This is a genomic window from Rhizobium sp. F40D2 (assembly GCF_051810745.2).
Taxonomy (GTDB): domain Bacteria; phylum Pseudomonadota; class Alphaproteobacteria; order Rhizobiales; family Rhizobiaceae; genus Rhizobium.
Genome location: NZ_JBPWQX020000004.1, coordinates 1 through 19,805, shown reverse-complemented (window position 1 = coordinate 19,805; position 19,805 = coordinate 1). Strand labels below are relative to the sequence as shown.

18 protein-coding genes and 2 pseudogenes are annotated in these 19,805 nt (G+C 59.5%); 4 read left to right on the top strand and 16 right to left on the bottom strand.

Annotation, left to right across the window (positions count from 1 at the left end):
• Nucleotides 1-40 precede the first annotated feature (40 nt).
• The gene (locus ACS4RS_RS28610; RefSeq protein ID WP_439012371.1) at nucleotides 41-979 is read left to right on the top strand and encodes an ABC transporter permease subunit; all 939 of its coding nucleotides are present in this window, start codon (nucleotides 41-43) and stop codon (nucleotides 977-979) included.
• A 5-nt stretch (nucleotides 980-984) separates the two neighbouring features.
• The gene (locus ACS4RS_RS28605; protein ID WP_184378095.1) at nucleotides 985-1,827 is read left to right on the top strand and encodes a carbohydrate ABC transporter permease; all 843 of its coding nucleotides are present in this window, start codon (nucleotides 985-987) and stop codon (nucleotides 1,825-1,827) included.
• A gap of 95 nt (nucleotides 1,828-1,922) precedes the next feature.
• Here the strand turns inward: ACS4RS_RS28605 and ACS4RS_RS28600 are convergent, their stop codons facing one another.
• The 7 genes and pseudogenes from ACS4RS_RS28600 to ugpB form a co-directional block, all read right to left on the bottom strand.
• Nucleotides 1,923-2,720, bottom strand: coding sequence for an HAD-IIB family hydrolase (locus tag ACS4RS_RS28600; RefSeq protein WP_439012604.1), 798 nt, complete (start codon nucleotides 2,718-2,720; stop codon nucleotides 1,923-1,925).
• Nucleotides 2,717-3,501 (bottom strand): annotated as a pseudogene (locus ACS4RS_RS28595) (DeoR/GlpR family DNA-binding transcription regulator). Before ACS4RS_RS28595 ends, ACS4RS_RS28600 begins: the two are co-directional and overlap by 4 nt.
• A 9-nt stretch (nucleotides 3,502-3,510) precedes the next feature.
• Nucleotides 3,511-4,196, bottom strand: a pseudogene (locus ACS4RS_RS28590) (glycerophosphodiester phosphodiesterase family protein).
• 50 nt (nucleotides 4,197-4,246) lie between these two features.
• On the bottom strand, nucleotides 4,247-5,293 hold the full coding sequence (locus ACS4RS_RS28585) for a sn-glycerol-3-phosphate import ATP-binding protein UgpC (RefSeq protein WP_439012369.1): 1,047 nt from the start codon (nucleotides 5,291-5,293) through the stop codon (nucleotides 4,247-4,249).
• Between the two features lies 1 nt (nucleotide 5,294).
• Nucleotides 5,295-6,143, bottom strand: coding sequence for a sn-glycerol-3-phosphate ABC transporter permease UgpE (gene ugpE / locus ACS4RS_RS28580; protein WP_439012368.1), 849 nt, complete (start codon nucleotides 6,141-6,143; stop codon nucleotides 5,295-5,297).
• A gap of 12 nt (nucleotides 6,144-6,155) precedes the next feature.
• Nucleotides 6,156-7,040 carry a sn-glycerol-3-phosphate ABC transporter permease UgpA gene (gene ugpA, locus ACS4RS_RS28575; RefSeq protein ID WP_439012367.1) on the bottom strand — a complete coding sequence of 295 codons (885 nt, stop codon included), beginning with the start codon at nucleotides 7,038-7,040 and terminating at the stop codon, nucleotides 6,156-6,158.
• Between the two features lie 65 nt (nucleotides 7,041-7,105).
• Nucleotides 7,106-8,428 carry a sn-glycerol-3-phosphate ABC transporter substrate-binding protein UgpB gene (gene ugpB / locus ACS4RS_RS28570; RefSeq protein ID WP_439012366.1) on the bottom strand — a complete coding sequence of 441 codons (1,323 nt, stop codon included), beginning with the start codon at nucleotides 8,426-8,428 and terminating at the stop codon, nucleotides 7,106-7,108.
• A 225-nt stretch (nucleotides 8,429-8,653) separates the two neighbouring features.
• Here ugpB and ACS4RS_RS28565 point away from each other — a divergent pair, with 225 nt between their 5' ends.
• Together ACS4RS_RS28565 and ACS4RS_RS28560 are read left to right on the top strand one after the other, a co-directional pair.
• Nucleotides 8,654-9,295: a DUF47 family protein gene (locus ACS4RS_RS28565; protein WP_439012603.1), complete on the top strand. Its 642-nt coding sequence runs from the start codon at nucleotides 8,654-8,656 to the stop codon at nucleotides 9,293-9,295.
• Nucleotides 9,295-10,299, top strand: coding sequence for an inorganic phosphate transporter (locus tag ACS4RS_RS28560; protein WP_439012365.1), 1,005 nt, complete (start codon nucleotides 9,295-9,297; stop codon nucleotides 10,297-10,299). The genes ACS4RS_RS28565 and ACS4RS_RS28560 overlap by 1 nt, the downstream gene beginning before the upstream one ends.
• 51 nt (nucleotides 10,300-10,350) lie before the next feature.
• On the opposite strand, the gene ACS4RS_RS28555 is transcribed toward ACS4RS_RS28560, so the two are convergent.
• The 9 genes from ACS4RS_RS28555 to repA form a co-directional block, all read right to left on the bottom strand.
• On the bottom strand, nucleotides 10,351-11,313 hold the full coding sequence (locus tag ACS4RS_RS28555; protein WP_439012364.1) for a PfkB family carbohydrate kinase: 963 nt from the start codon (nucleotides 11,311-11,313) through the stop codon (nucleotides 10,351-10,353).
• Nucleotides 11,314-11,331: 18 nt separating this feature from the next.
• The gene (locus ACS4RS_RS28550) at nucleotides 11,332-12,147 is read right to left on the bottom strand and encodes a carbohydrate ABC transporter permease (RefSeq protein ID WP_003591396.1); all 816 of its coding nucleotides are present in this window, start codon (nucleotides 12,145-12,147) and stop codon (nucleotides 11,332-11,334) included.
• Nucleotides 12,147-13,088 carry an ABC transporter permease subunit gene (locus tag ACS4RS_RS28545; RefSeq protein ID WP_439012363.1) on the bottom strand — a complete coding sequence of 314 codons (942 nt, stop codon included), beginning with the start codon at nucleotides 13,086-13,088 and terminating at the stop codon, nucleotides 12,147-12,149. Before ACS4RS_RS28545 ends, ACS4RS_RS28550 begins: the two co-directional genes overlap by 1 nt.
• The gene (locus tag ACS4RS_RS28540) at nucleotides 13,088-14,416 is read right to left on the bottom strand and encodes an extracellular solute-binding protein (protein ID WP_439012362.1); all 1,329 of its coding nucleotides are present in this window, start codon (nucleotides 14,414-14,416) and stop codon (nucleotides 13,088-13,090) included. The genes ACS4RS_RS28545 and ACS4RS_RS28540 overlap by 1 nt, the downstream gene beginning before the upstream one ends.
• 55 nt (nucleotides 14,417-14,471) lie before the next feature.
• A complete protein-coding gene (locus tag ACS4RS_RS28535; protein WP_439012361.1) occupies nucleotides 14,472-15,149 on the bottom strand; it encodes an FCD domain-containing protein in 678 nt (225 codons plus the stop codon).
• Between the two features lie 7 nt (nucleotides 15,150-15,156).
• Nucleotides 15,157-16,041: a dihydrodipicolinate synthase family protein gene (locus ACS4RS_RS28530; RefSeq protein WP_439012360.1), complete on the bottom strand. Its 885-nt coding sequence runs from the start codon at nucleotides 16,039-16,041 to the stop codon at nucleotides 15,157-15,159.
• Between the two features lie 106 nt (nucleotides 16,042-16,147).
• Nucleotides 16,148-17,452 (bottom strand): plasmid replication protein RepC, encoded by a 1,305-nt coding sequence (repC, locus tag ACS4RS_RS28525; RefSeq protein ID WP_439012359.1) that lies wholly within the window; start codon nucleotides 17,450-17,452, stop codon nucleotides 16,148-16,150.
• 154 nt (nucleotides 17,453-17,606) lie between these two features.
• Complete coding sequence (gene repB, locus ACS4RS_RS28520; protein ID WP_439012358.1) at nucleotides 17,607-18,608, bottom strand: plasmid partitioning protein RepB; 1,002 nt, start codon at nucleotides 18,606-18,608, stop codon at nucleotides 17,607-17,609.
• 3 nt (nucleotides 18,609-18,611) lie between these two features.
• Complete coding sequence (repA, locus tag ACS4RS_RS28515; RefSeq protein ID WP_439012357.1) at nucleotides 18,612-19,805, bottom strand: plasmid partitioning protein RepA; 1,194 nt, start codon at nucleotides 19,803-19,805, stop codon at nucleotides 18,612-18,614.

Below are 19,805 nucleotides of genomic sequence, written 5' to 3'. Positions count from 1 at the left end.
GTAAGTCGTCAAATCTCGGCAGAATGGGAAGTCACAGCTCATGAATCATTCCGCTCCGGCTCTGGTGGCTGCGCAAGTCAACGCGCGGAAGAAAAGATGGCTTCGTTACAGCACTTTGAGGAAGCTGGTGCCGTATTTCTACGTGTCGCCGGCGACCTTTTTGCTTGTTCTGCTGATGCTGTTCCCGATGGTGATGGTCTTCAAATATTCACTGATGGACGGCGCCATCATGAAAAAGGACGCTGCCTTCGCAGGCGTCCAGAATTACCTGACTATCTTCGAAAATCCGGTCTTCTGGCAATCGGTCGGCCAGACGATGTATTTCACGATCATGAGCGTCGTCTTCCACTTTATCATCGGCCTGGCTTTCGCGCTGCTGTTGAACACTAACCGCGTCGATCCGCTTATCAGGAGCATACTGCGTGTGCTCTTCATCCTGCCGTGGCTGTTCACCGCCGTCATCATCGCCATCATCTGGCGCTTGCTGCTCGACCCGAACGGCGTCGTCAACAGCGTGCTGATGGCGCTTAATATCATCAACTTCAAAGTCGAGTGGTTCTCCTCGACCCACACCGCGATTCACGCCCTGACCTTTGCAAACATCTGGGCGGGTTATCCGCTCTACATGGTCAGCCTGCTTGCCGGCCTCCAAGGCATTTCGAAGGAACTCTACGAGGCAGCCGGGATCGACGGCGCCAACGAACTGGAAAAATTCTGGTACATCACCATTCCGCAACTGATGCCGATCATCATCAGCATCGCGCTTCTCGACTTCATCTGGACAATGCAGGTTTTTCCGCTCGTGTGGATGACGACGGGCGGCGGTCCGATCTATTCGACGGAAGTGCTCTCCACCTTCACCTACAAGCTTGCCTTCTCCCAATATGAATTTTCGTTGGCTTCGGCGAGCGCAATGATCATCCTCATCATTTCGATGAGCGTTACCTACTTCTACATCAAACACCAGCAGCGCAGGTGACCGCCATGGCAAAGCGTTCCAAGAACTCGATACTGCCGACCATCCTCACCTATCTCGGGCTGGCGGTCGGTCTCATCTTTTCGACCTTCCCGATCGTCTGGATGTTTTTCAGCTCGCTGAAATCGAACACGGAAATCTTCGCTCTTCCGCCGCGGCTTTTGCCGGAGGATTTTACCGTGGCCGCCTATCTGACGATCTTCAATGATCCGGTGAAAGTGCGGTTCTTCATCAACAGTTACTTTGTCGCCGGCGTCGTCACCTGCCTGACCCTCGTCATCGCCATCCTGACCGCCTACGGCTTCAGCCGCTACTCGTTCCGCTTCAAGAACACCTTGAACATCTTTATCATCAGCACACAGACCGTTCCGCCGATCACCCTTCTCATCCCCTATTTCGGTATGGTCGTCGCCTTCAGGATCTTCGACACCTATCTGGCGCTGATCCTCACCTATATGGTCTTCACCCTGCCTTACGCCGTCCTGCTGATGACTGGCTACCTCAACACCTTGCCGAAGGAATTGGACGAGGCCGTGCTTGTCGACGGCGGCTCGAGCTGGACGGCGCTATGGCGCGTCATCGTGCCGGTCTCCATCCCCGGGATCGTCGCCACCGCGGTCTATACGTTTCTGCTGGCCTGGAACGAATTCCTCTTCGCGCTGACGCTGACAAAATCGATGGATCTCAGAACCGTTCCGATCGGCATCCAGTTGCTGATGGGCCAGCACGCTTTCGAATGGAATGAAATGATGGCGATGAGCGTGCTCGGCTCCCTACCCCTCCTGGTGCTTTACCTGGTTGCCCAACGCTATTTCCTGGCGGGCATGACCGCCGGTTCGGTCAAAAGCTGAGCGCGGCCGGAAGGACGAAGACCGGAGCGGTCCGCGCTGACCAAGCCTGCCGAGCTTGGATCCAATTCTTCTTAGGCATTGAAATCAGCCGTGGCCTATTGCGAAGCGTCGCCGACCGCGTGCAGGATCGTCCGGGCAATGTCGGAAAAACCGAGGCCGGCGGGCTGCGACGAGACCCACTTGGGCGCGAATTGTAACTGCGGAAGGATCGGCAGGATGTTGTTGACGCCGAAGGAGTTGCGGATAAAACCGAACATCGGTGCGTCATTTCGAGAGTCGCCGACGAAGGCTGTAACAGCAGGTGTCTCGGTCGTGTCGACACCAAACAGCCCGGTTAAAACCCGCTCGCTCATCGAACGCTTGTTGTAGTCGCCGATCCACGTGTTGATGTGGATGGAACTGATCGCCACCGTCCCGCCCATGGCTCTGATGCTGGACGCGAGATCTTCGACGTCATGCGGATTGTGACCCCGTATGTCGATTGCGACATCCGCCAGCCGGAAGATCTGGTCGTGAGCGATCTCAAACGACCTGCTCTTTTGCGCGATTAGCGTTTTGACCGCCTGCAGGTGCTGGCGTTGGCGCTCCCCCTGCCGCGCGGCGTCCTCCCAATAGTCGAAGACGACCTCGCCATCCCGGCGGGTGACGCAATATGCGCCGCTTTCGCCGATGACGGCGGCCACCGGCCAGGCGCGGACGATATGTTCACACCAACCAGCTGAGCCGCCCGTGACCGGCACGACGGCAATGCCGGCACTGCTGAGATCCCACAGAGCCTGGTAGGTCTGCGGCAGAAGTTTGCCCTCTGTCGTCAGGGTATCGTCGATGTCGGTAAACAGGTAACGCACGTCCTGCAGCTCCCGCGCTGACGGCGCCAGGTCTACGTAGCTCATGTCGTCTCCTCGCTGCATGTCACCACGTCCAAGCCGCTTTCGGCGAGAGCATTGGTGGCAGACGCTTCCCCGGCAGCCGGTCCGTGTAAAAACGGGTGAGTTTGCTGAACGGCGCAACCCGCACGGAGGCGGTGCGCGTCCACTTGCTGACGTCTGCCGCGAGAATCTGCGTTTGTGAATTCTCTAGAAGCGCGTTGGTGATCTGCGCTTCGCTATAGCTGAAATCCATCAGCCCGGTGAGCGGGCTTAAAGCGCCTGCGCCGACCACCGCGTGGGTTGCGTAGAATTTTTCGACGAACCGGATCACATCCGTGCCGACCACGTCACGGTCATCGTGACGCAAGAGACCGCCGGTCAAATGGACCTCGACACTCGGCGCGTCGCAAAGGCTCAAGGCGACGTGGATGTTGTTGGTGATCACCGTCAGACCCTGGTGGTCGCGCAGCGCGTCGGCAACGAATTGAACTGTGCTGCCGATGCCGAGGAACACCGTCGCCTCCGCCCCGATGTCGGCGGCGACGCGCCGTGCGATAAGCCGTTTGGCTCGCCGGTTGAGCTGGGCGCGGGCATTGAGCGAGATGTTGCTTCCCTCGACCGGCAGGTCGACACCGCCGTGGAAGCGGCGCGCGTGGCCCAGATCGCATAAAGCGTTGATATCGCGACGAATGGTCTGCGTCGTCAAATCGTACCGACGTGCCAATTCCTCGATGTACTGGACACCTTCGGTCTCGATCAGCGCAAGGATCTCGCGTTGTCGGCTCGATATGATCCGCTGCCCCATCGCCGCTCCTTAGGTGAGGTAGACACTGGGGTCGTCTGTTATCACGCCGGTCAAACCCACGCCCCAGAAAGATGCGAGCCGGTTCGGCTCGTTGCAGGTCCATGCCCGCACCTTGATGCCGAGGCGGGCGGCCGAAGGATGTCCAACCAATCCACAGGCACCTTGCTCCACAGCATGGCGAGCTCGTAGTCCGGATCGAGCCCATGCATTCCTTTCAGAGCAGCGGCATCAAAGCTCGAGATCATGATCTTCGTGTGCGGCGCCCTTGCCTTCAGATGTTGATCGACGACATTGACCAACTGGTCGAGCGACTTGTGATGAGCATGCTGCTTGATCTCGACATTGGCGTTGAGGCCAAGTTCGCCGAGTGCCGAAACGACGCGCGCCAACGTCGGCAGCGGTTCGCCCTTGAATTGCGGGCCAAACCATGCGCCGGCGTCGATGGCCTTGAGATCCGACGCCGTGAGGTCGGCGAGACTTCCCTTCGACGACGAGCAGCGATCGATGGAAACATCGTGGATCACTACCGGAGTTCCATCGGAAAGCAGCGCGACGTCGAGTTCGACCCATTCCGCGCCTTGTTCGGCGGCTGCCCGGAAGGCAGCAATGGTATTTTCGGGCGCCACGGCAGAGGCGCCCCGATGCGCCTGAACTTCACTGCGTCTCGGGCCGGATCGTGGCTCTACCGTCGTCATCGTCTCATCACTTTCCGTCTTCTGCTGGATGAAGGAACAAAAATCCTGCGTCAATCCGTGCGTTTTCCGGTATCGCTGTTAAAAGGGTGCATCGCGTCGACACGGGCGAAAACGTCGATATTCGCATTCTCGGCAAAGTCCGGGCGACCCGGCACGGTCAGGACCACTGTCCGCTGGCTCTCACCCAATCGCACATGCAGATGACTTTCTCCGCCAATCGGCTCGAGCAACTCGACCGTCGCATTCAGGCGAACGGTAGGCTCCGCCGGCTTGGTGACGAGTAACGCGTCGGGGCGAAGGCCGACCATGTCGGTGCCGGCAGGCAATGCCAGAGTGCCTGCGCTGTCGGCGGCCCTCAGCACGTCGACGGGGACAAGGTTCATAGGCGGCGAACCGATGAAGCTGGCGACGAATAAACTTGCCGGTCGATCGTAAACCGCCACGGGCGTGCCGACCTGTTCGACAAGCCCGCCGTTCATCACGACCAGCCGGTCAGCAAGGGTCATCGCTTCAAGCTGGTCGTGCGTGACGTAGATGCTGGTGGTCTTCAGGCGCCGTTGCAGCCGGCGAATTTCGACGCGCATCTGCACCCGCAATTTGGCATCGAGATTGGAAAGCGGCTCATCGAACAGGAAGGCGGCCGGCTCACGGACGATGGCGCGTCCCATCGCCACGCGCTGGCGCTGCCCGCCGGAGAGTTCACGAGGCTTGCGATCCAACATCGGCCCGATTTCGAGGATCTCGGCCGCCTCCGCCACGCGGCGGTTGATTTCAGCCCGCTCTGTGCCACGGTTTTTCAAACCATATTCGAGATTTCCGCGCACGGTCATATGCGGATAGAGCGCGTAATTTTGAAAGACCATCGCAATGTCGCGGTCAGCCGGCTCCGCCCTGTTCACATTGCGGCCGGCAATCTCGACATCGCCCTCGCTGATCGTTTCCAGCCCGGCAATCATGCGAAGCAGGGTTGATTTGCCACAGCCGGAGGGGCCGACAAGCACGATCAGTTCGCCGTCTGCAACCGCCAGGTTAATGCCTTTGACCGCCGGAACGGCGCCATAGTTCTTCTTGACGTCAATGATATTGATCGTGGCCATTTCATTTCTCCGTTTCGACCAGGCCTTTGACAAAAAGGCGTTGCATGGCGACGATGACGAGGACGGGTGGCAGGGCGGCCAGAATGACCGCTGCCATGACGAGATTCCAGCGCGGCTCGGCATCGGCAACCGCTGCCATGCGCTGGATGCCCATCACGACGGTGTAGAAACTCTGGTCGGTGGTTATGATGAGCGGCCAGAGATACTGGTTCCAGCCGAGCACGAAGAGGATGATGAACAGGGCGGCGATGTTGGTGATCGACAGCGGCAGCAGAATATCGCGGAAGAACTTCATCGGCCCTGCCCCGTCGACACGGGCGGCCTCCATCAATTCGTCAGGCACCGTCAGGAAGAACTGGCGAAACAGGAAGGTGGCCGTTGCCGAGGCGATCAGCGGGACGATGAGGCCGCCGTAATTGTTCAGCATTCCGAGGTCGGCCACGACCTTGTAGGTCGGCACGATGCGCACCTCGACCGGCAGCATCAGCGTGATGAAGATCATCCAGAATGCCAGGGTCCGGAACGGAAATCGGAAATAGACGATTGCAAAGGCCGAAAGGATCGAGATGGCGATCTTCCCGACGGCGACGCCGACCGCCATGATCAGCGAGTTGATCATCATCGGCCCGATCGGCGGCGCTCCCGAGCTTGTCATCCCGGAAGAAAGCATCGTCGAATAATTCTCGATGATGTGGCTCCCCGGAGTCAGCGGCACGACGCCCGACAGGAAGTCATTGGGCCCGTGGCTCGATGCGATGAATGCCACGTAGACCGGAAACACGACGATCGTGACGCCAAGGATGAGGACAAGGTGGGCCAGGAAATTTAGGAAAGGGCGATTTTCAACCATCCTTGGACTCCCTCAATATTGCACGCGGCGTTCAATGAAGCGGAATTGCACTGCCGTCAGTGCGACGACGATCACCATCAGAATGACCGACTGCGCCGCCGACGAGCCGAGATTCAGTCCAATGAAACCGTCGAAATACACTTTGTAGACCAGGATTTCGGTCGCGCGCGCCGGCCCGCCTTGGGTGGTCGCATGAACGATGCCGAAAGTATCGAACATCGCGTAAACGATGTTGATGACGATCAGATAGAAGGTCGTTGGCGAAATCAGCGGGAAGACAATCGTCCAGAAACGCTTCATCGGGCCAGCCCCATCGATGGCCCCGGCTTCCTGAAGCGAGCGGGGCACGGATTGCAGTGCCGCCAGGAAGAACAGGAAGTTATAGGAAATCTGTTTCCAGGTGGCGGCAATCACGATCAGGATCATCGCATCGTCGGGGTTGATCAGATGGTTCCAGTCGACGCCCATCGCTCGCAACATATAGGCGACAATGCCGATCGACGGATTGAACATGAACCACCAGAGAATACCGGCAATCGCCGGTGCGACGGCATAGGGCCAAATCAGCAGGGTCGAATAAATTCGAGAGGTGCGGAGCACGCGCATTGCCGCGGCTGCCAGGAGCAGCGCGATCGACGTCGACAGCACCGTCACCAGAATGGCGAAGATGAGCGTGTGGCCGAAAGCATTGATGTAAATCGGATCGGCAAAAAGCCGACGGTAGTTTTCGAACCAGACGAAGTTGGTTTTGAAGCCGAAGGCATCCTGGCGCAGGAAGGATTGCCAGAATGCAGTTGCCGCGGGCCAGAGGAAGAATACCAAGGTCACGAAAATCTGGGGGGCAATGAGCAGGTAAGGCAAAAACTTGTTGGGAAATACGGTCCGTTTGGTTTGCATGAGCCCTCACACTGACGGATGGGAAGCGGAGGCCGGTCTTGCACCAGCCCCCGTCACGGTGCTCATTAGTTGGCGGACTCGAAATCGCGAAGCTGTTCGTTGCCGCGTGCGACGACGGCATCGACCGCTTCTTTCGCCGTCTTCTTTCCACCCAGCAATGCGGCAAACTCATCGTCGATGATGCCGCGCACCTGGACGTAATTGCCAAAGCGGATGCCCTTGGAATTTTCGGTCGGCGTCACGCGCGTCAGTTGCTTGATACCGATATCGGCGCCGGGGTTCTTCTCATAATAGCCCTGATCCTGGCCGAGCTTATAAGCAGCTTCGGTAATCGGCAGGTAGCCGGAGAACTGATGCCAATCGGCCTGAACTTCCGGTTTCTGAAGGTAGGTGAAGAACTTCGCCACACCCTTGTATTCCTCTTCCGGCCGCCCCTTCAGCGTCCAGAGCGTGGCACCGCCGATGATTGAATTGAGCGGCTGCTTGATGACGTCATCGTAGAAAGGAAGTGGTGCAAAACCGACTTTGAAGCCTTTCGCGTTGTTGATGACGCCGGCCCGGCCGGCCGACGAGTTCATATACATCGCGCATTCCTGCGAATAAAACATCGGAGGTGCGTTGTCGCCGCCGACCGGTCCACCGAATTTGAACAGACCTTCGTCCTGCCACTTCTTCAAATTGTCCCAATGGCGGATCGTCAGATCGTTGTTGAAGGTGAATTCGGCGTCGAGACCGCCGAAGCCATTGGCCTTGGTCGAGTAAGGCTTATCGTGCAGGGCATTGAGATTTTCGGTCTGGATCCAGGAAATCCACGCGCTGGTGAAACCGCATTTGGCGGCACCTGATTTCATGATGGTCCGCGAGAAGGACTCCACCTCAGCCCACGTTTTCGGCGGCGTTTCCGGATCGAGTCCGGCCTTCTTGAAGACGTCCTTGTTGTAATACATGATCGGCGTCGAGGAATTGAAGGGCAGCGACAGGACGTTGCCGCTGGTGTCCGAGTAATAGCCGACGACCGGGGCAATGAATTTGCTCTGGTCCCAGGCCTCGCCTTGGTCTTTCATCAGCTGGTAAACGGGATAGACCGCACCCTGTGCCGCCATCATGGTGCCGGTGCCGACTTCATAGACCTGGACGATCGCCGGCTGCTGGTTGGCACGAAACGCGGCGATCGCGCCGGTCAGCGTCTCGTCATAGGTGCCCTTGTAGACCGGCACGATCTCATAATCGGACTGAGATGCGTTGAACCCCTTGGCGATCTGTTCAAGCTTCGCGCCATTCTCGCCGCCCATCGCATGCCACCACTGGATCTTCGTGGCCGCCATTGCCGGAACGGATAAGGACAGGCTGGTTAATCCTGCGGACAGGAAAAAAGCGATCTTGTTCATCTTCACTCCCCATTGCTTTCGGTCCGCAGCCTCCCGCTCCAGACGTGCGGCAATGGTAACAGGCATTGTTCACATTGCAATGATGAAATGTTCAAATGAACATCTACACCAAATGCCCGGACCCCGCAGTTGGTTTCTGTTGGCGAGGTCACTTCCCCAATCTCACGGCTTTCCATGGCAGCCGCCGTGCTTTATGACGCTTTTGTGACGGCCGATGGAGCACCGATGTTAAGCTGGTTTCGAAGACTCATGCCGCGGGAAGATCGCTTCTTCGATCTCTTCGCTCAACACTCAAAGACTGTCGTCAGTGCGGCCGAAGCGCTCAACGAGCTTTTGGGCGGGTCAGACATTGAAGGCCATTGCGCCCGGATCATCCAGCTGGAGAATGAAGCCGACGACATTACCCGAGAAGTACTGCTTGCCGTGCGCCGTAGCTTTGTCACGCCGTTCGATCGTGGCGACATTAAGGATCTCATCCAGTCGATGGACGATGCGATCGACATGATGCAGAAGACGGTGAAGACCATCCGGCTGTTCGAGCAGAAAAGCTTCGATCCTCTGATGCAGGAAATGGGAAAGACGATCGTCCAGGCGGCACATTTGATCGCCGAGGCCATTCCTCTTCTCGACCGGATCAGCACCAACGCCCCCCGTCTGGCCGTTCTCGCGGAAGAAGTAACTTGCGTCGAGGGCCGGTCTGACGAGTTGCATGAGCAGGGGCTGAAGGATCTTTTCCGCCGCCACGGTGCGTCAAATGCGATGGCTTATCTCATCGGCAGCGAAATCTATGGCGAGCTTGAGAAGGTCGTCGACCGGTTCGAGGATGTCGCCAATGAAATCAGTGGCATCGTCATCGAGAACGTTTGATGGAAGCCACCCTCGCCCTTCCCCTTCTTGCCGCTCTCGTGGCTGTTGCACTCTTCTTCGATTTCTTGAACGGCCTGCACGATGCCGCTAATTCCATCGCCACGATCGTGTCGACGCGGGTGCTGCGTCCGCAATATGCGGTGCTTTGGGCGGCTTTCTTCAACTTTATCGCCTTCTTGTTCTTCGGTCTGCACGTCGCAGAAACGCTCGGGACCGGCATTATCGATCCGGCCATCGTCACACCGCAGGTCATCTTCGCAGCGCTGGTCGGCGCGATTGTCTGGAATATCGTCACCTGGGTCTTCGGTATCCCTTCGAGTTCATCCCATGCGCTGGTCGGCGGGCTGGTCGGCGCCGGGTTGATGAAGACCGGCTTTAGTTCGATCGTATGGAGCGGATTGTTGAAAACGGCCAGCGCCATCGTGATGTCGCCGGCGATCGGGTTTTTCCTTGCGCTGCTGCTCATCCTGATCGTGTCGTGGATCTTCGTGCGACAGACGCCTTTCGCTGTCGATCGGACATTCCGGGTTTTCCAGTTTGTCTCCGCCTCGCTCTATTCCCTCGGCCACGGCGGCAACGATGCTCAAAAGACGATGGGCATCATTGCCGTGTTGCTCTACTCGCAAGGCTATCTGACCGGCGGCTTCCATGTGCCGCTCTGGGTTGTCCTCTCATGCCAAGGCGCAATGGCGCTCGGCACGCTTTGCGGCGGATGGCGCATCGTCCACACGATGGGGTCGAAGATCACGCGCCTCAACCCGATGCAGGGCTTCTGCGCCGAAACCGGCGGAGCATTGACGCTGTTCGGCGCAACTTGGCTGGGCATCCCGGTCTCGACGACACACACCATCACCGGCGCAATCATCGGCGTGGGTGCCGCCCGACGACTGTCTGCCGTTCGCTGGGGCCTGGCCGGCAATATCGTCATTGCCTGGATTGTCACACTTCCAGCCGCAGCAACCATTTCAGCGCTCTGCTATTGGCTTTCGGACCTCTTTCAATAGTGATGTCGCCCAAAATGGGCAGGAATTCTGCATGCGATGCGCAAAATGCGCTTAGTGATCTTTCATCTTCGTCACCAGCGCGTCCCAGCCCCGTAGCGCATCGCGGACCTCGCCTCTGGTGGGCGCGCCGATACGGCCGCCGAACACCTGGCATTTGAGCGCTGCCGCCATCGACGACAAGCGCATCGTCTCGGCGATCGGCATGCCTTCTGCGATCGCCAGAGCGAAAGCGCCATGGAAGATATCGCCCGCTGCGAGCGTATCGACGGCCTTCACTTTCGGCGCGGCAAGATGGGCGATTGCGCCGTTTCGGTCGTCGAACCAGAAGGAGCCGTTTTCCCCTGAGGTGACGCTGATGAAGGCGTGCTCGAACTTTCGCTTGAGAAGGCCGACGGCCTTCGCTGGCTCGGCAGTTCTGGTAAGGCGCTCGGCGGCCGGCTGTGAGAACACGATGTGGCTTGCAGCCGGTGCCAGCATCTCGATGACGCCGTCGCCTGCAACGTCACCGTCGAGAATGGCCGGCTTGCCTGCCTCTCCGGCGGCCGACAGCGTCCGCAATGCAAGCTTCGGCCAGCGAACGTCGACCAGCACCGCATCGAAAGCGGACAGGTCCTGCTTTGTGACCGGCTTGACCGTCTCGTGCAGGGCCGCATCGTAGAAGGGCACGATCAAACGCTCGCCCTGATCATCGACAAGGATCGTCGAGACGGCCGAGCGGGCGCCTGCCACACGGACCATGCCGCTCGTATCGATACCGCTCTTGCCGAGGTCGGCAATGATGCGTTCACCAGTGGCATCATCACCGACCGCACCCCAGAGGCTGGCATGGCCGCCCAGCCGGGCGACCGCAAAGGCCGCACTTGACGCCATACCTTCGGCGATCTGCAGCATATCGTAAGGGAGAATTTTTCCTTGGCCGGTCGGCAACGAGCGCACGCGAAACAACGTGTCCAGGACGGCAGCGCCGACGCACAAAACGCTGCGGGCCGGATCGAAGGCAGAAGAATTCGTCAAAACCGTAGTCTCACCTGCTCACTTGACGGCTCCGGCCGTCAGCCCCGCCACGATCTGCCGTTGCGCAAACACCGTCAATATCAGCACCGGCAAGGTGACGATCAACGCCGCCGCCGCAAGCGGGCCCCAACTGACCTGTTCGAATGAGAGCATGTTGTAGACCGCGACCGGAAGCGTTCGCGTCTCGCGGCTGGCGAGCACGATGCCAAAGACGAAGTTGTTCCAGGAGAAGATGACCGACAAGATGAAGGCGACGACAATGCCGGGTTTGGCGATCGGCAAGGCGACCAGCCGGAAAATCTGCCAGGGCGTCGCGCCGTCGATGCTTGCAGCCTCTTCCAGCTCCATCGGCGTCGTCTCGAAATAGCCGATCATGATCCACACGACGATCGGCACGGTGACGACGAGATGGATGATGATCTGCGGCATCAGCGTGCCGAGCAGGTTCAGCCACTGGAACAGCAGGAAGAGCGGGATCAGGAACGAAAGGCCGGGCGTCATGCGCGCGATCATGATGACCATCGCCGACTTCTCCGCCTTCAGCCGCGCAATGCCGTAGCCGGCCGGCACGCCGATCAGCAGCGCCAGAAGCGTCGCGGCCCCCGTCACCAGCACCGAATTCCACAGATAGAGGAAGAAGTTGTTCTCCTCGAAGACCTTCAGATAATTCGTCCAGGCAAAACGCTCCGGAATGAAGATCGGCGGATAGGCGCCGTTGTCGATCTCGTATTTCAGCGACAGCGAGATCATCCAGAGGAAGAACAGCACGACCGGCGAGATCATCACCAGAGCGACGAACAACAGTCCGATGCGATCGAGTGTCTTGCGCTTCATCAGCGTGCCTCCCCGTCGGACCAGTTCGCACGCTGCCGGAGCATCAGAAGCACGAAGGAGAGCAAGACGATGAGGACGAAGAAGACCACAGCCATGGCCGAGCCATAGCCGATATCGTAATAGGCGAAAGCGGTGTTGTAGAGATAGATATTGATGGTTTCCGACGCCGTGCCCGGGCCGCCCTGGGTCATGGCATAGATAATGTCGAAGCTTTTCACGGCATCAATACTGCGGATGATCACGGCGATCATCAGGAAGGGCGCGATCATCGGCAGCGTCAGATAGCGGAATTTCTGCCAGATATTGGCGCCGTCGATCTCCGCACTTTCATAGGGCTCGCGCGGAACCGCCGCCAGGCCACCGAGCACGATCAGCATGATCAGCGGCGTCCATTGCCAGGTCTCGACCAGCACCAGCGAGGGGATGACGCTCTTCTGATTATAGATCCACTCCTGCGGGCCGATGCCGATGAAGGAAAGAAGATAATTGAGGACGCCGAGCTGCGGATGGAACATCATGGTCCAGACAAGGGCGATGGCGACCGGTGTCGCCATCATCGGCATCACGAATATGCCGCGCAGAAGGCCGCGCAGCGGAAATTGCGTATCGAAAATCAGCGCGGCGAGCGTCCCTAGAAAAAGCGGCGCCACGACGGAGAGCATCGTATAGAGCACAGTATGCCACAGCGACTCCCAGAAGCGCATGTCCACGGCCAGACGGGCGTAATTGTCCAGCCCGGCGAAGACTTGGGACTGGCCGAGCGTCCAACTGTTAACGCTCATCCAAAGGGTAAAAACCCATGGAAAAACGATGACCGCCGCAATGACGATCAGCGCCGGGATCACGAAGGGCCAATAGTTGGGAGCAACGCGAGCCGCGTTGCTCCTTCCCTTCGAGGCGGCCTTGGCGGCTGCGGCCGTTTCGATGCTTGCCGAGGCCATTATCCCTCGCTTTTCGCCAGGACCGGTTCGAACTGCGCCGTCGCGGCCTTGAGTTCGGCTTCCGGATCGGCGCCGCCAATCATATTGGTGAGACCGACGCCATAAATGTCGCGGAACTCGGTGACCGGAATGATGACCGGCAGCGCGAGCTGCGAGATCTTGCCGGAACCGACGACGGCATCGAGCCAGGCGCCCGGCATCTTGACGCCTTCGCGGACCTTCGCATCCTCAAGGACGGACTGGCGGAAAGGCACACCGGCGCCGGCCTGCAGCAGGCGGGCACCCATGTCATGCGAAATCGCCCATTGGCAGAAGAGGTAGGCGGCTTCCTTTTTCTGGCTGGCCGCGACGACGCCAAGCCCGTCCCCGAAGGTTCCCGCAGCCTGCGCCTTCGGGCCTTTCGGCATGATGCCGTAACCGACCTGGCCGACGACGCGCGACTTTTCCGGATTCTCGATCGGCGGCGCAAAGCCAACCCCATCGAGCCACATGCCGATCTTGCCCTGCAGGAAGGCCGACTGGGCCTCGGCCCAGTTGAAGCCGGAGACGCCGGGAGGAGCGGTCTTGGTCATCAGTTTCTGGTAAAGCTTGGCGGCATCGATCGCTTCCGGCGATGTCGTGCGCAGCTTGCCGTCAGGACCGAGCGGGCTCGAACCGTAACCGAGCAGCAGCGACGTCCAGACCGGCGTATTGGCGTTTTTCAGGCCGCGGGCGACGAAGCCGTAGGTGTTGGTCGACGGATCGGTGAGGGCTTCGGCTGCACTTGCCAGCTCTTCGAACGTCGTTGGGTAGGAAAGCCCCTTCTTCTCGAACAGCGCCTTGTTCCAGTAGATGATCCAGTAATCGACCGAGAAGGGAAGAGAACGCAGAGCGCCGCCGGCGTCCTTGGCAAAGGAGAGGCCGGCTTCGGCGAAGTCACCCTCCGTCAGCGATGGATCGGTCAGCGCGGGATCCTTGAGGAAGCCGCTGATATCGGCCAGCCAGCCACCCTTTTCAAACTGCCGCTTCTGGACGTGATAGCTCAGATGCACGACGTCGAAGCTCGGCTTGCCGGAACTGAGCTCGATCGTCGTCTTCTGGCGCTGCTGCTGCTCGGGTGTCGCTTCGGCATTGACCTTGATGCCGGTGAGTTCCTCGAATTCGGACAGGTACTTCATTAGTATTTCGCTGCGCGGGCTCTTGACCAGATTGACCTCGAGCGTGGTACCAGTGAAGCGCTTCCAATCGACGGCAGCAGATGCCGAGCGCATGCCGAGCATGCTGCTGGCGCCAAGCGCGGCCGTGCCCGCCAGAAAGCCTCTCCGCGTCGGATTCAAGAATGATGGCATATGATTTCTCCTCCTTTTGCCGGCGATCTCCTCATCTCCGGCTGATTATTCCCGATTATATCCTCAGCGCACGGTCCCTTGCACCGTTGATGTGTGCGACAAGGCTGTTGACGGCGTCCTCCGCCGATCGTCGTTCGATCGCCTCGAGCACCTTCAGGTGCTCGCCCATGACAGGCCCGACGTGACCGTCGATGCGAAACCGATCCTGGCTGATCAGGCGCATCTTAATCGAGTTCACGCGGTAGGCGTTCGAAATGATGGTATTGCCAAGCGCATCGATAAAGGCGTCGTGCATGCCCCAGTCGACGGCCTGCGCGCGCAGTTCCAGTTCATGCGAGCCATCGCCGCTTCGAATGGCTTCGGCGATATCCCGATGCTGCTTCAAAAGCCCGGCGATCGTCTCATCCGATGCCGACCGGGTGAAGAGTGCCACGGCCTCCTTCTCCAGGAACACGCGCAACTGGAATGCCTCGCGGATGAGATTGAGATCGATGTGAGCGATCTGCAACCCCCGCTGCGGCACAGTCTTGATTAGGCCTTCAGCTTCAAGCCGGGGGATGAGCTCACGGATGGCGCCGAGCGTCAGTCCCGTCAGCTCCACAAGACGGCGCTGGGACACGAACTGGCCGGGACGCACGTCACGCGCAAGAAGATGGCGCGTGAAGCTCGCATACGCCTTTTCCCGCAGCGTCGGCTGCTCGTCCATTCCGTCCATCGCCTCTTCCCGTAGCATGCCTGACCTATGCTGCTTTCGACTGGAAAAGCTTATCGAAAGCAAGAGCGAGTTGCGCCTGCCCTTCACCGGATAGTGAAGCGAGTGGTGGACGAACCGCAAGCCAGATTTCCTCCGACATCACGTGCGCCACCATCGTCTTCACGGCAGGGACAACAGGATATTTCAGCAGTTCGGCCACGAAACCCTCGATGCGGGGGTCGTCCTTGCCTTCTTCGGCCATCAGCTTGACGTCGCGGGGCACGAAATTCGCCATGCCGGAGATCGCCCCCTGGCCGCCGAGCCGTACGCCCTTGGCAAGGTGGCGTTCGTCACCAATCAGGATGATGAGATCGCCATGCGCCTTGAGCAGGCTTTCGGTATACGGCCAGTCGCCGGAAGAATCCTTGACGCCGGTCACGATCTTGGGGAAGGCGATCCGCAGCCGTCCGATCAGCGACACGGTCAGCGGAACCATGGTGAGCGAAGGAAGGTTGTAGACGATGATATCGCGCGCCTTGTCGCCCAGCATGGCGAAGACGGCCGAAAACCACTGGAAGACACCGTCGTCGCTGACATTCTTGAAATAGGACGGCGGAGCGAGAAGGATATTCCGAGCGCCCTTGGAAAGAGCAAGATCGGCCTGCATCGCCGCGTCCTCGGCGGCGTCGACCAGCACGCCGACGATGATGTTTTTTGGCGCGATCCCTGCGTCGAGAAAGGCCGCGAAGACGCGCTCACGTTCCCGGCTTCCGATCGACGAGCCTTCACCCGTCGTCCCGAAAAGCGTGACGCTGGAGCAACCGCTGTCAAGGCATCGCCTTGCCTGCGCGATCATGACACCGATCGCGATATCGCCATGGCCGTCGAACGGCGTGGCGAGAGCGACTGACAGCCCGAATTTCTGGATCAAACATATCCCTCCCGATTATCGGCATCAGACGTAGCAGAGTGACATGTTAGTTGTAAAGAGATGATTGCATGCGGACGCTTCTGACGTTTGCCGCACCCTGTCTGCCTCAACCGACATGCCTTCCTGTCGGCCCGTTTGCTCGCACAAGCGCCATCAGCATCGGCCCGATCGCAAACTCGCCTCTTTCGGTCCTTCGGGTGAGATCGCGTAGATAGCCGCCGGGCGAATTGATGTGGCCGCCCCGTTCCAGGATGCAGGCGATTACCGTCGCGGCGTTTTCCGGCCCCATACCGGCGCAGGCTTCCTCGTAGGCCGAGGGACTGACGCCGAGCATCGAGCGCACCACCACAGCGGCCGACATCAGATCGCGCCAATTGCCGATCGCGCCTCCCGGCCCATAGTCGAGAATGGCAGGGCAGGCCTGGAGAACGAGGCCGAGCGGGAAGGATTTCAGGCTTGGACCGGACACCGGAGCGGCGGCGTCCGATACCTTGCCGACCATTCCAGCCGCCGGCTTGAGCGACCTCGGTCTTTGCTCAGCCGGCGGTTCGGCAATCCTCTCGTTGTTTGTCGCCGCCTTTTCGCCCTGCTTCGGTTCGAAGCTTGGTTCAAGTTCAGATATGGAGTTGGGATTTGAATTCTGTCTGTGACGCTCAATCTGAGACTCATTGGCGTCTATTTTTTCTCCTTTAATGTGCCTTTCCAGCAAGTTAACAGCTTCGTCCCGCAACAGGCCCATCTCGTCGAACAGTGAGGTCAGGTCCTCGATACTCGCGACACGCGGAATTCTGGCGACGATAGCGCGAAACATCATCGTCATCTGCTCCCAGTCGCCTGGAACCGCTTCGTCGATGGCCGTTGAAATCAGCTTGGAGATGTCGCGGCGGCAGACCGTCAGGCGCTCCCTGGTGGCTCTCAGCAATTCCCGGTCGGCAATCGCCTGGGCGGCCAGACCTTCGATCTCGACCGCGCGTGCAAGCAGCGGCGCGATGCTGAAGCCGAAAGCCTCGCCAATCGCCCCTGCCCTGTCGCGCCGGGCATAACGCTTACCATTCGGGCTGTCCTTGCGCAGGATAAGACCCGCCTCAACCAGCACCGCCAGATGCCGCCTGAGCGTTGCCGGCGTCATGCCGCGGGCGCGAAGCGACAGCTGCGCGTTCGACGGAAAGACGATCAGGCCTTTCTCTTCGGAGATTTCGTCATCGGGATAGAAGGTCAACAGCGCGTCGAGCACCGTCAGCGCCCGATCGGTCACGCCGAGCGCCGGCCGCGCTTCGCAGATTGCCCGAAACAGCTTCCACTTGCTGCGTTTCATCCCCGGCTCGATGGTCCCGGCCAGTTGCTGGCTTGCCAGCATGCCAAGCGACATCGGCCGCCGCCCAAAGGGCGTCGTCACATATCCACTCTCCATTTGCCTTCACCTTCGTTCAGGCAAAAGAAAACCATCCACCAATTTGGTGCCTAAGACGCTTGACTGTGATTCGTGGAAATGCGATTCTCGATGTGCTTAAGATCTGAGAAGGGCTTCCACGACGGCGTCGTTGGGGGCCTTTTTCTTTTGCGCGCTACGCTCCTCTGTCCTTGTTGAACTCCTGGAATAGGCCCTTCAGCCTTTCCTGGACGAATTGATCGAAACCGGGTGCGGTCTTGCCGTCGAAGACGAAGGTTGCACCGGACGCTGTCTTTTTCACCGTCACCGGCACGCCGCTAACCTGGGTTTTGGCAATCGCCGGCTTTGGCGCCGATGCCCGCTTGGTTGCCAGCACAAATGCGCGCTGAAACCGCTCGTCGCTCGGAATTTTTCGAGCGTCGTCCGCGGACAACTCGGCGATGATCCTCTCGATATCGGCACCGTCAAGCCGATCGCCGAGTTCCAGCCACCGCCGGCGGCCGATATCGGGCGCCGCGCCGATGGCGTTGATGAGATCAAGCGGAACCTGTCGTATGACGATCAGCATTCGCGACAGCGCCGCCTTATCGACGCCGAGAGCCGCCATGATCACATCGCGGCCGAAGCCGCGTTCTTCGAGCCTCGATGCAAAGAGCGCACGTTCGATGTAGGAAAGGTTGGTTCGAGCACTGTTTTCCTGTCCCTGGCTGACGACCAGTTGGCCGTCGGTGAGATCGCGGATGACCGCGCGCACCCTGATACCGATTTCTCTGGCGGCGGCCAGGCGACGATGGCCGTAAGCCACCTGATAGCGTCCCCTGATTTCAGGATGCGGACGCACAAGGATCGGAACCTGCTGCCCGTGCTCGCGGATCTGTTCGACGAGCTGTGCGAGCTCGGCTGCGTCGATCGCCAATCGATCGCTGACGAAGGACGCGTCGATCAGGCCGGGATCGAGATCGACGATGGTCTGGCCGGCGGCGAGCTGCCGTTCCAGTTCACTCGCCCGTTCCATTTTTTCGGTAATGTTGCCGAGCGTCTTGGTGATACCGCCGACGGGTGCGGTACTGCGCTCCTGCGGCACGAATCCCGCGATCGGGCGATTGTCGCGCGGCGCGACAGTTTCTACCCTGGCCGGGCTCGGAGCAGAGATTTCGATGAGGTTCTTGCGCGCCATCGACTATTTCCTTCCCCAGGTGGAGCGAATATGCGCCTCGATCTCGCTGTTCACCAAGTTGAGGGACTCCAGGGCCCGATCATAGGTTCCGCGGGTGAATTGCGACCGCTCGACCTCGTAAAGTGTCTGCTTGGTGACGCCGGCATCGGCGACCGCCGTCGACTTCACCATGGCATTGTGCAGCATTCGATTGCCGAAGATTGCCCGCATGAAGCCGGTCATCTGGCTCTGCGGCCCGTCGTTCGGCTCGAAGCGCGTCACCAGATAGCGCATCCAGTCATAGCTGGTGCGCCCGCCGGCCTTTTCCACGACCGACATCAGCTCGCTCGTCATCGTCAAAAACTGAGACATCGACATGACGTCGAGCATTTGCGGATGGACGGTGATCAGGACTGACGTCGCTGCGCAAAGCGCCGACATTGTCAGGAACCCCAGCTGCGGCGGGCAGTCTATGACGACGACGTCGTAGAGGCTTTCGATCTCGGTCAGGACCTCACCGATGCGGGCAAAGAACATCGTCTCCGCCGTCCCCGACGACATCGCCTTAGGCGTCTCGTGCTCGAACTCCATCAGCTCGAGATTTCCGGGAATGAGATGCAGATTGGGCGTGTAGGTGGCGCGCACGATGTCGGCGATGGGGCGCGGCTGCTCATAGCGGATCGCGCCGTAGATCGTTTCGCCCTCTCCAACGTCGAATTCCGGCTGATGACCGAACAAGGCGGACAGGGAAGCCTGCGGGTCGAGGTCGACGGCAAGCACGCGGTAGCCTCGCAACGCCATGAACTGCGCCAGATGGGCCGCGGTCGTGGTCTTGCCCGAGCCGCCTTTGAAATTCATGACGGAGACGATCTGGAGCTTTTCTCCGGGCCTGCGGGCCGGCACATATTTCGGCGTTCCGTTTCGCTCGTCGAGAACCCGGCGAATGCGATCCATATCCGTTGCGCTATAGAGCCGCCGTCCGTTTGCCAGCGGATCGGGCCCATGGCCATCGGCAGCCACCTGCCGGAGATAACCTTCGCCGATGCCGATGAAGGCCGCAGCTTCGGCCGGCGAAAATGTTCTGATGGTCTTTTGAGAAAGCGGCGGGAAGATTTTTGCCTGATGCTGCTGAAGTTGATAGGACAACTCCTTCGCATCTGTTGCCAGAAGCGAGGGGAGATGCTCTTGATCGTCCTGGAGAGCAAGACTCGGCTGCAT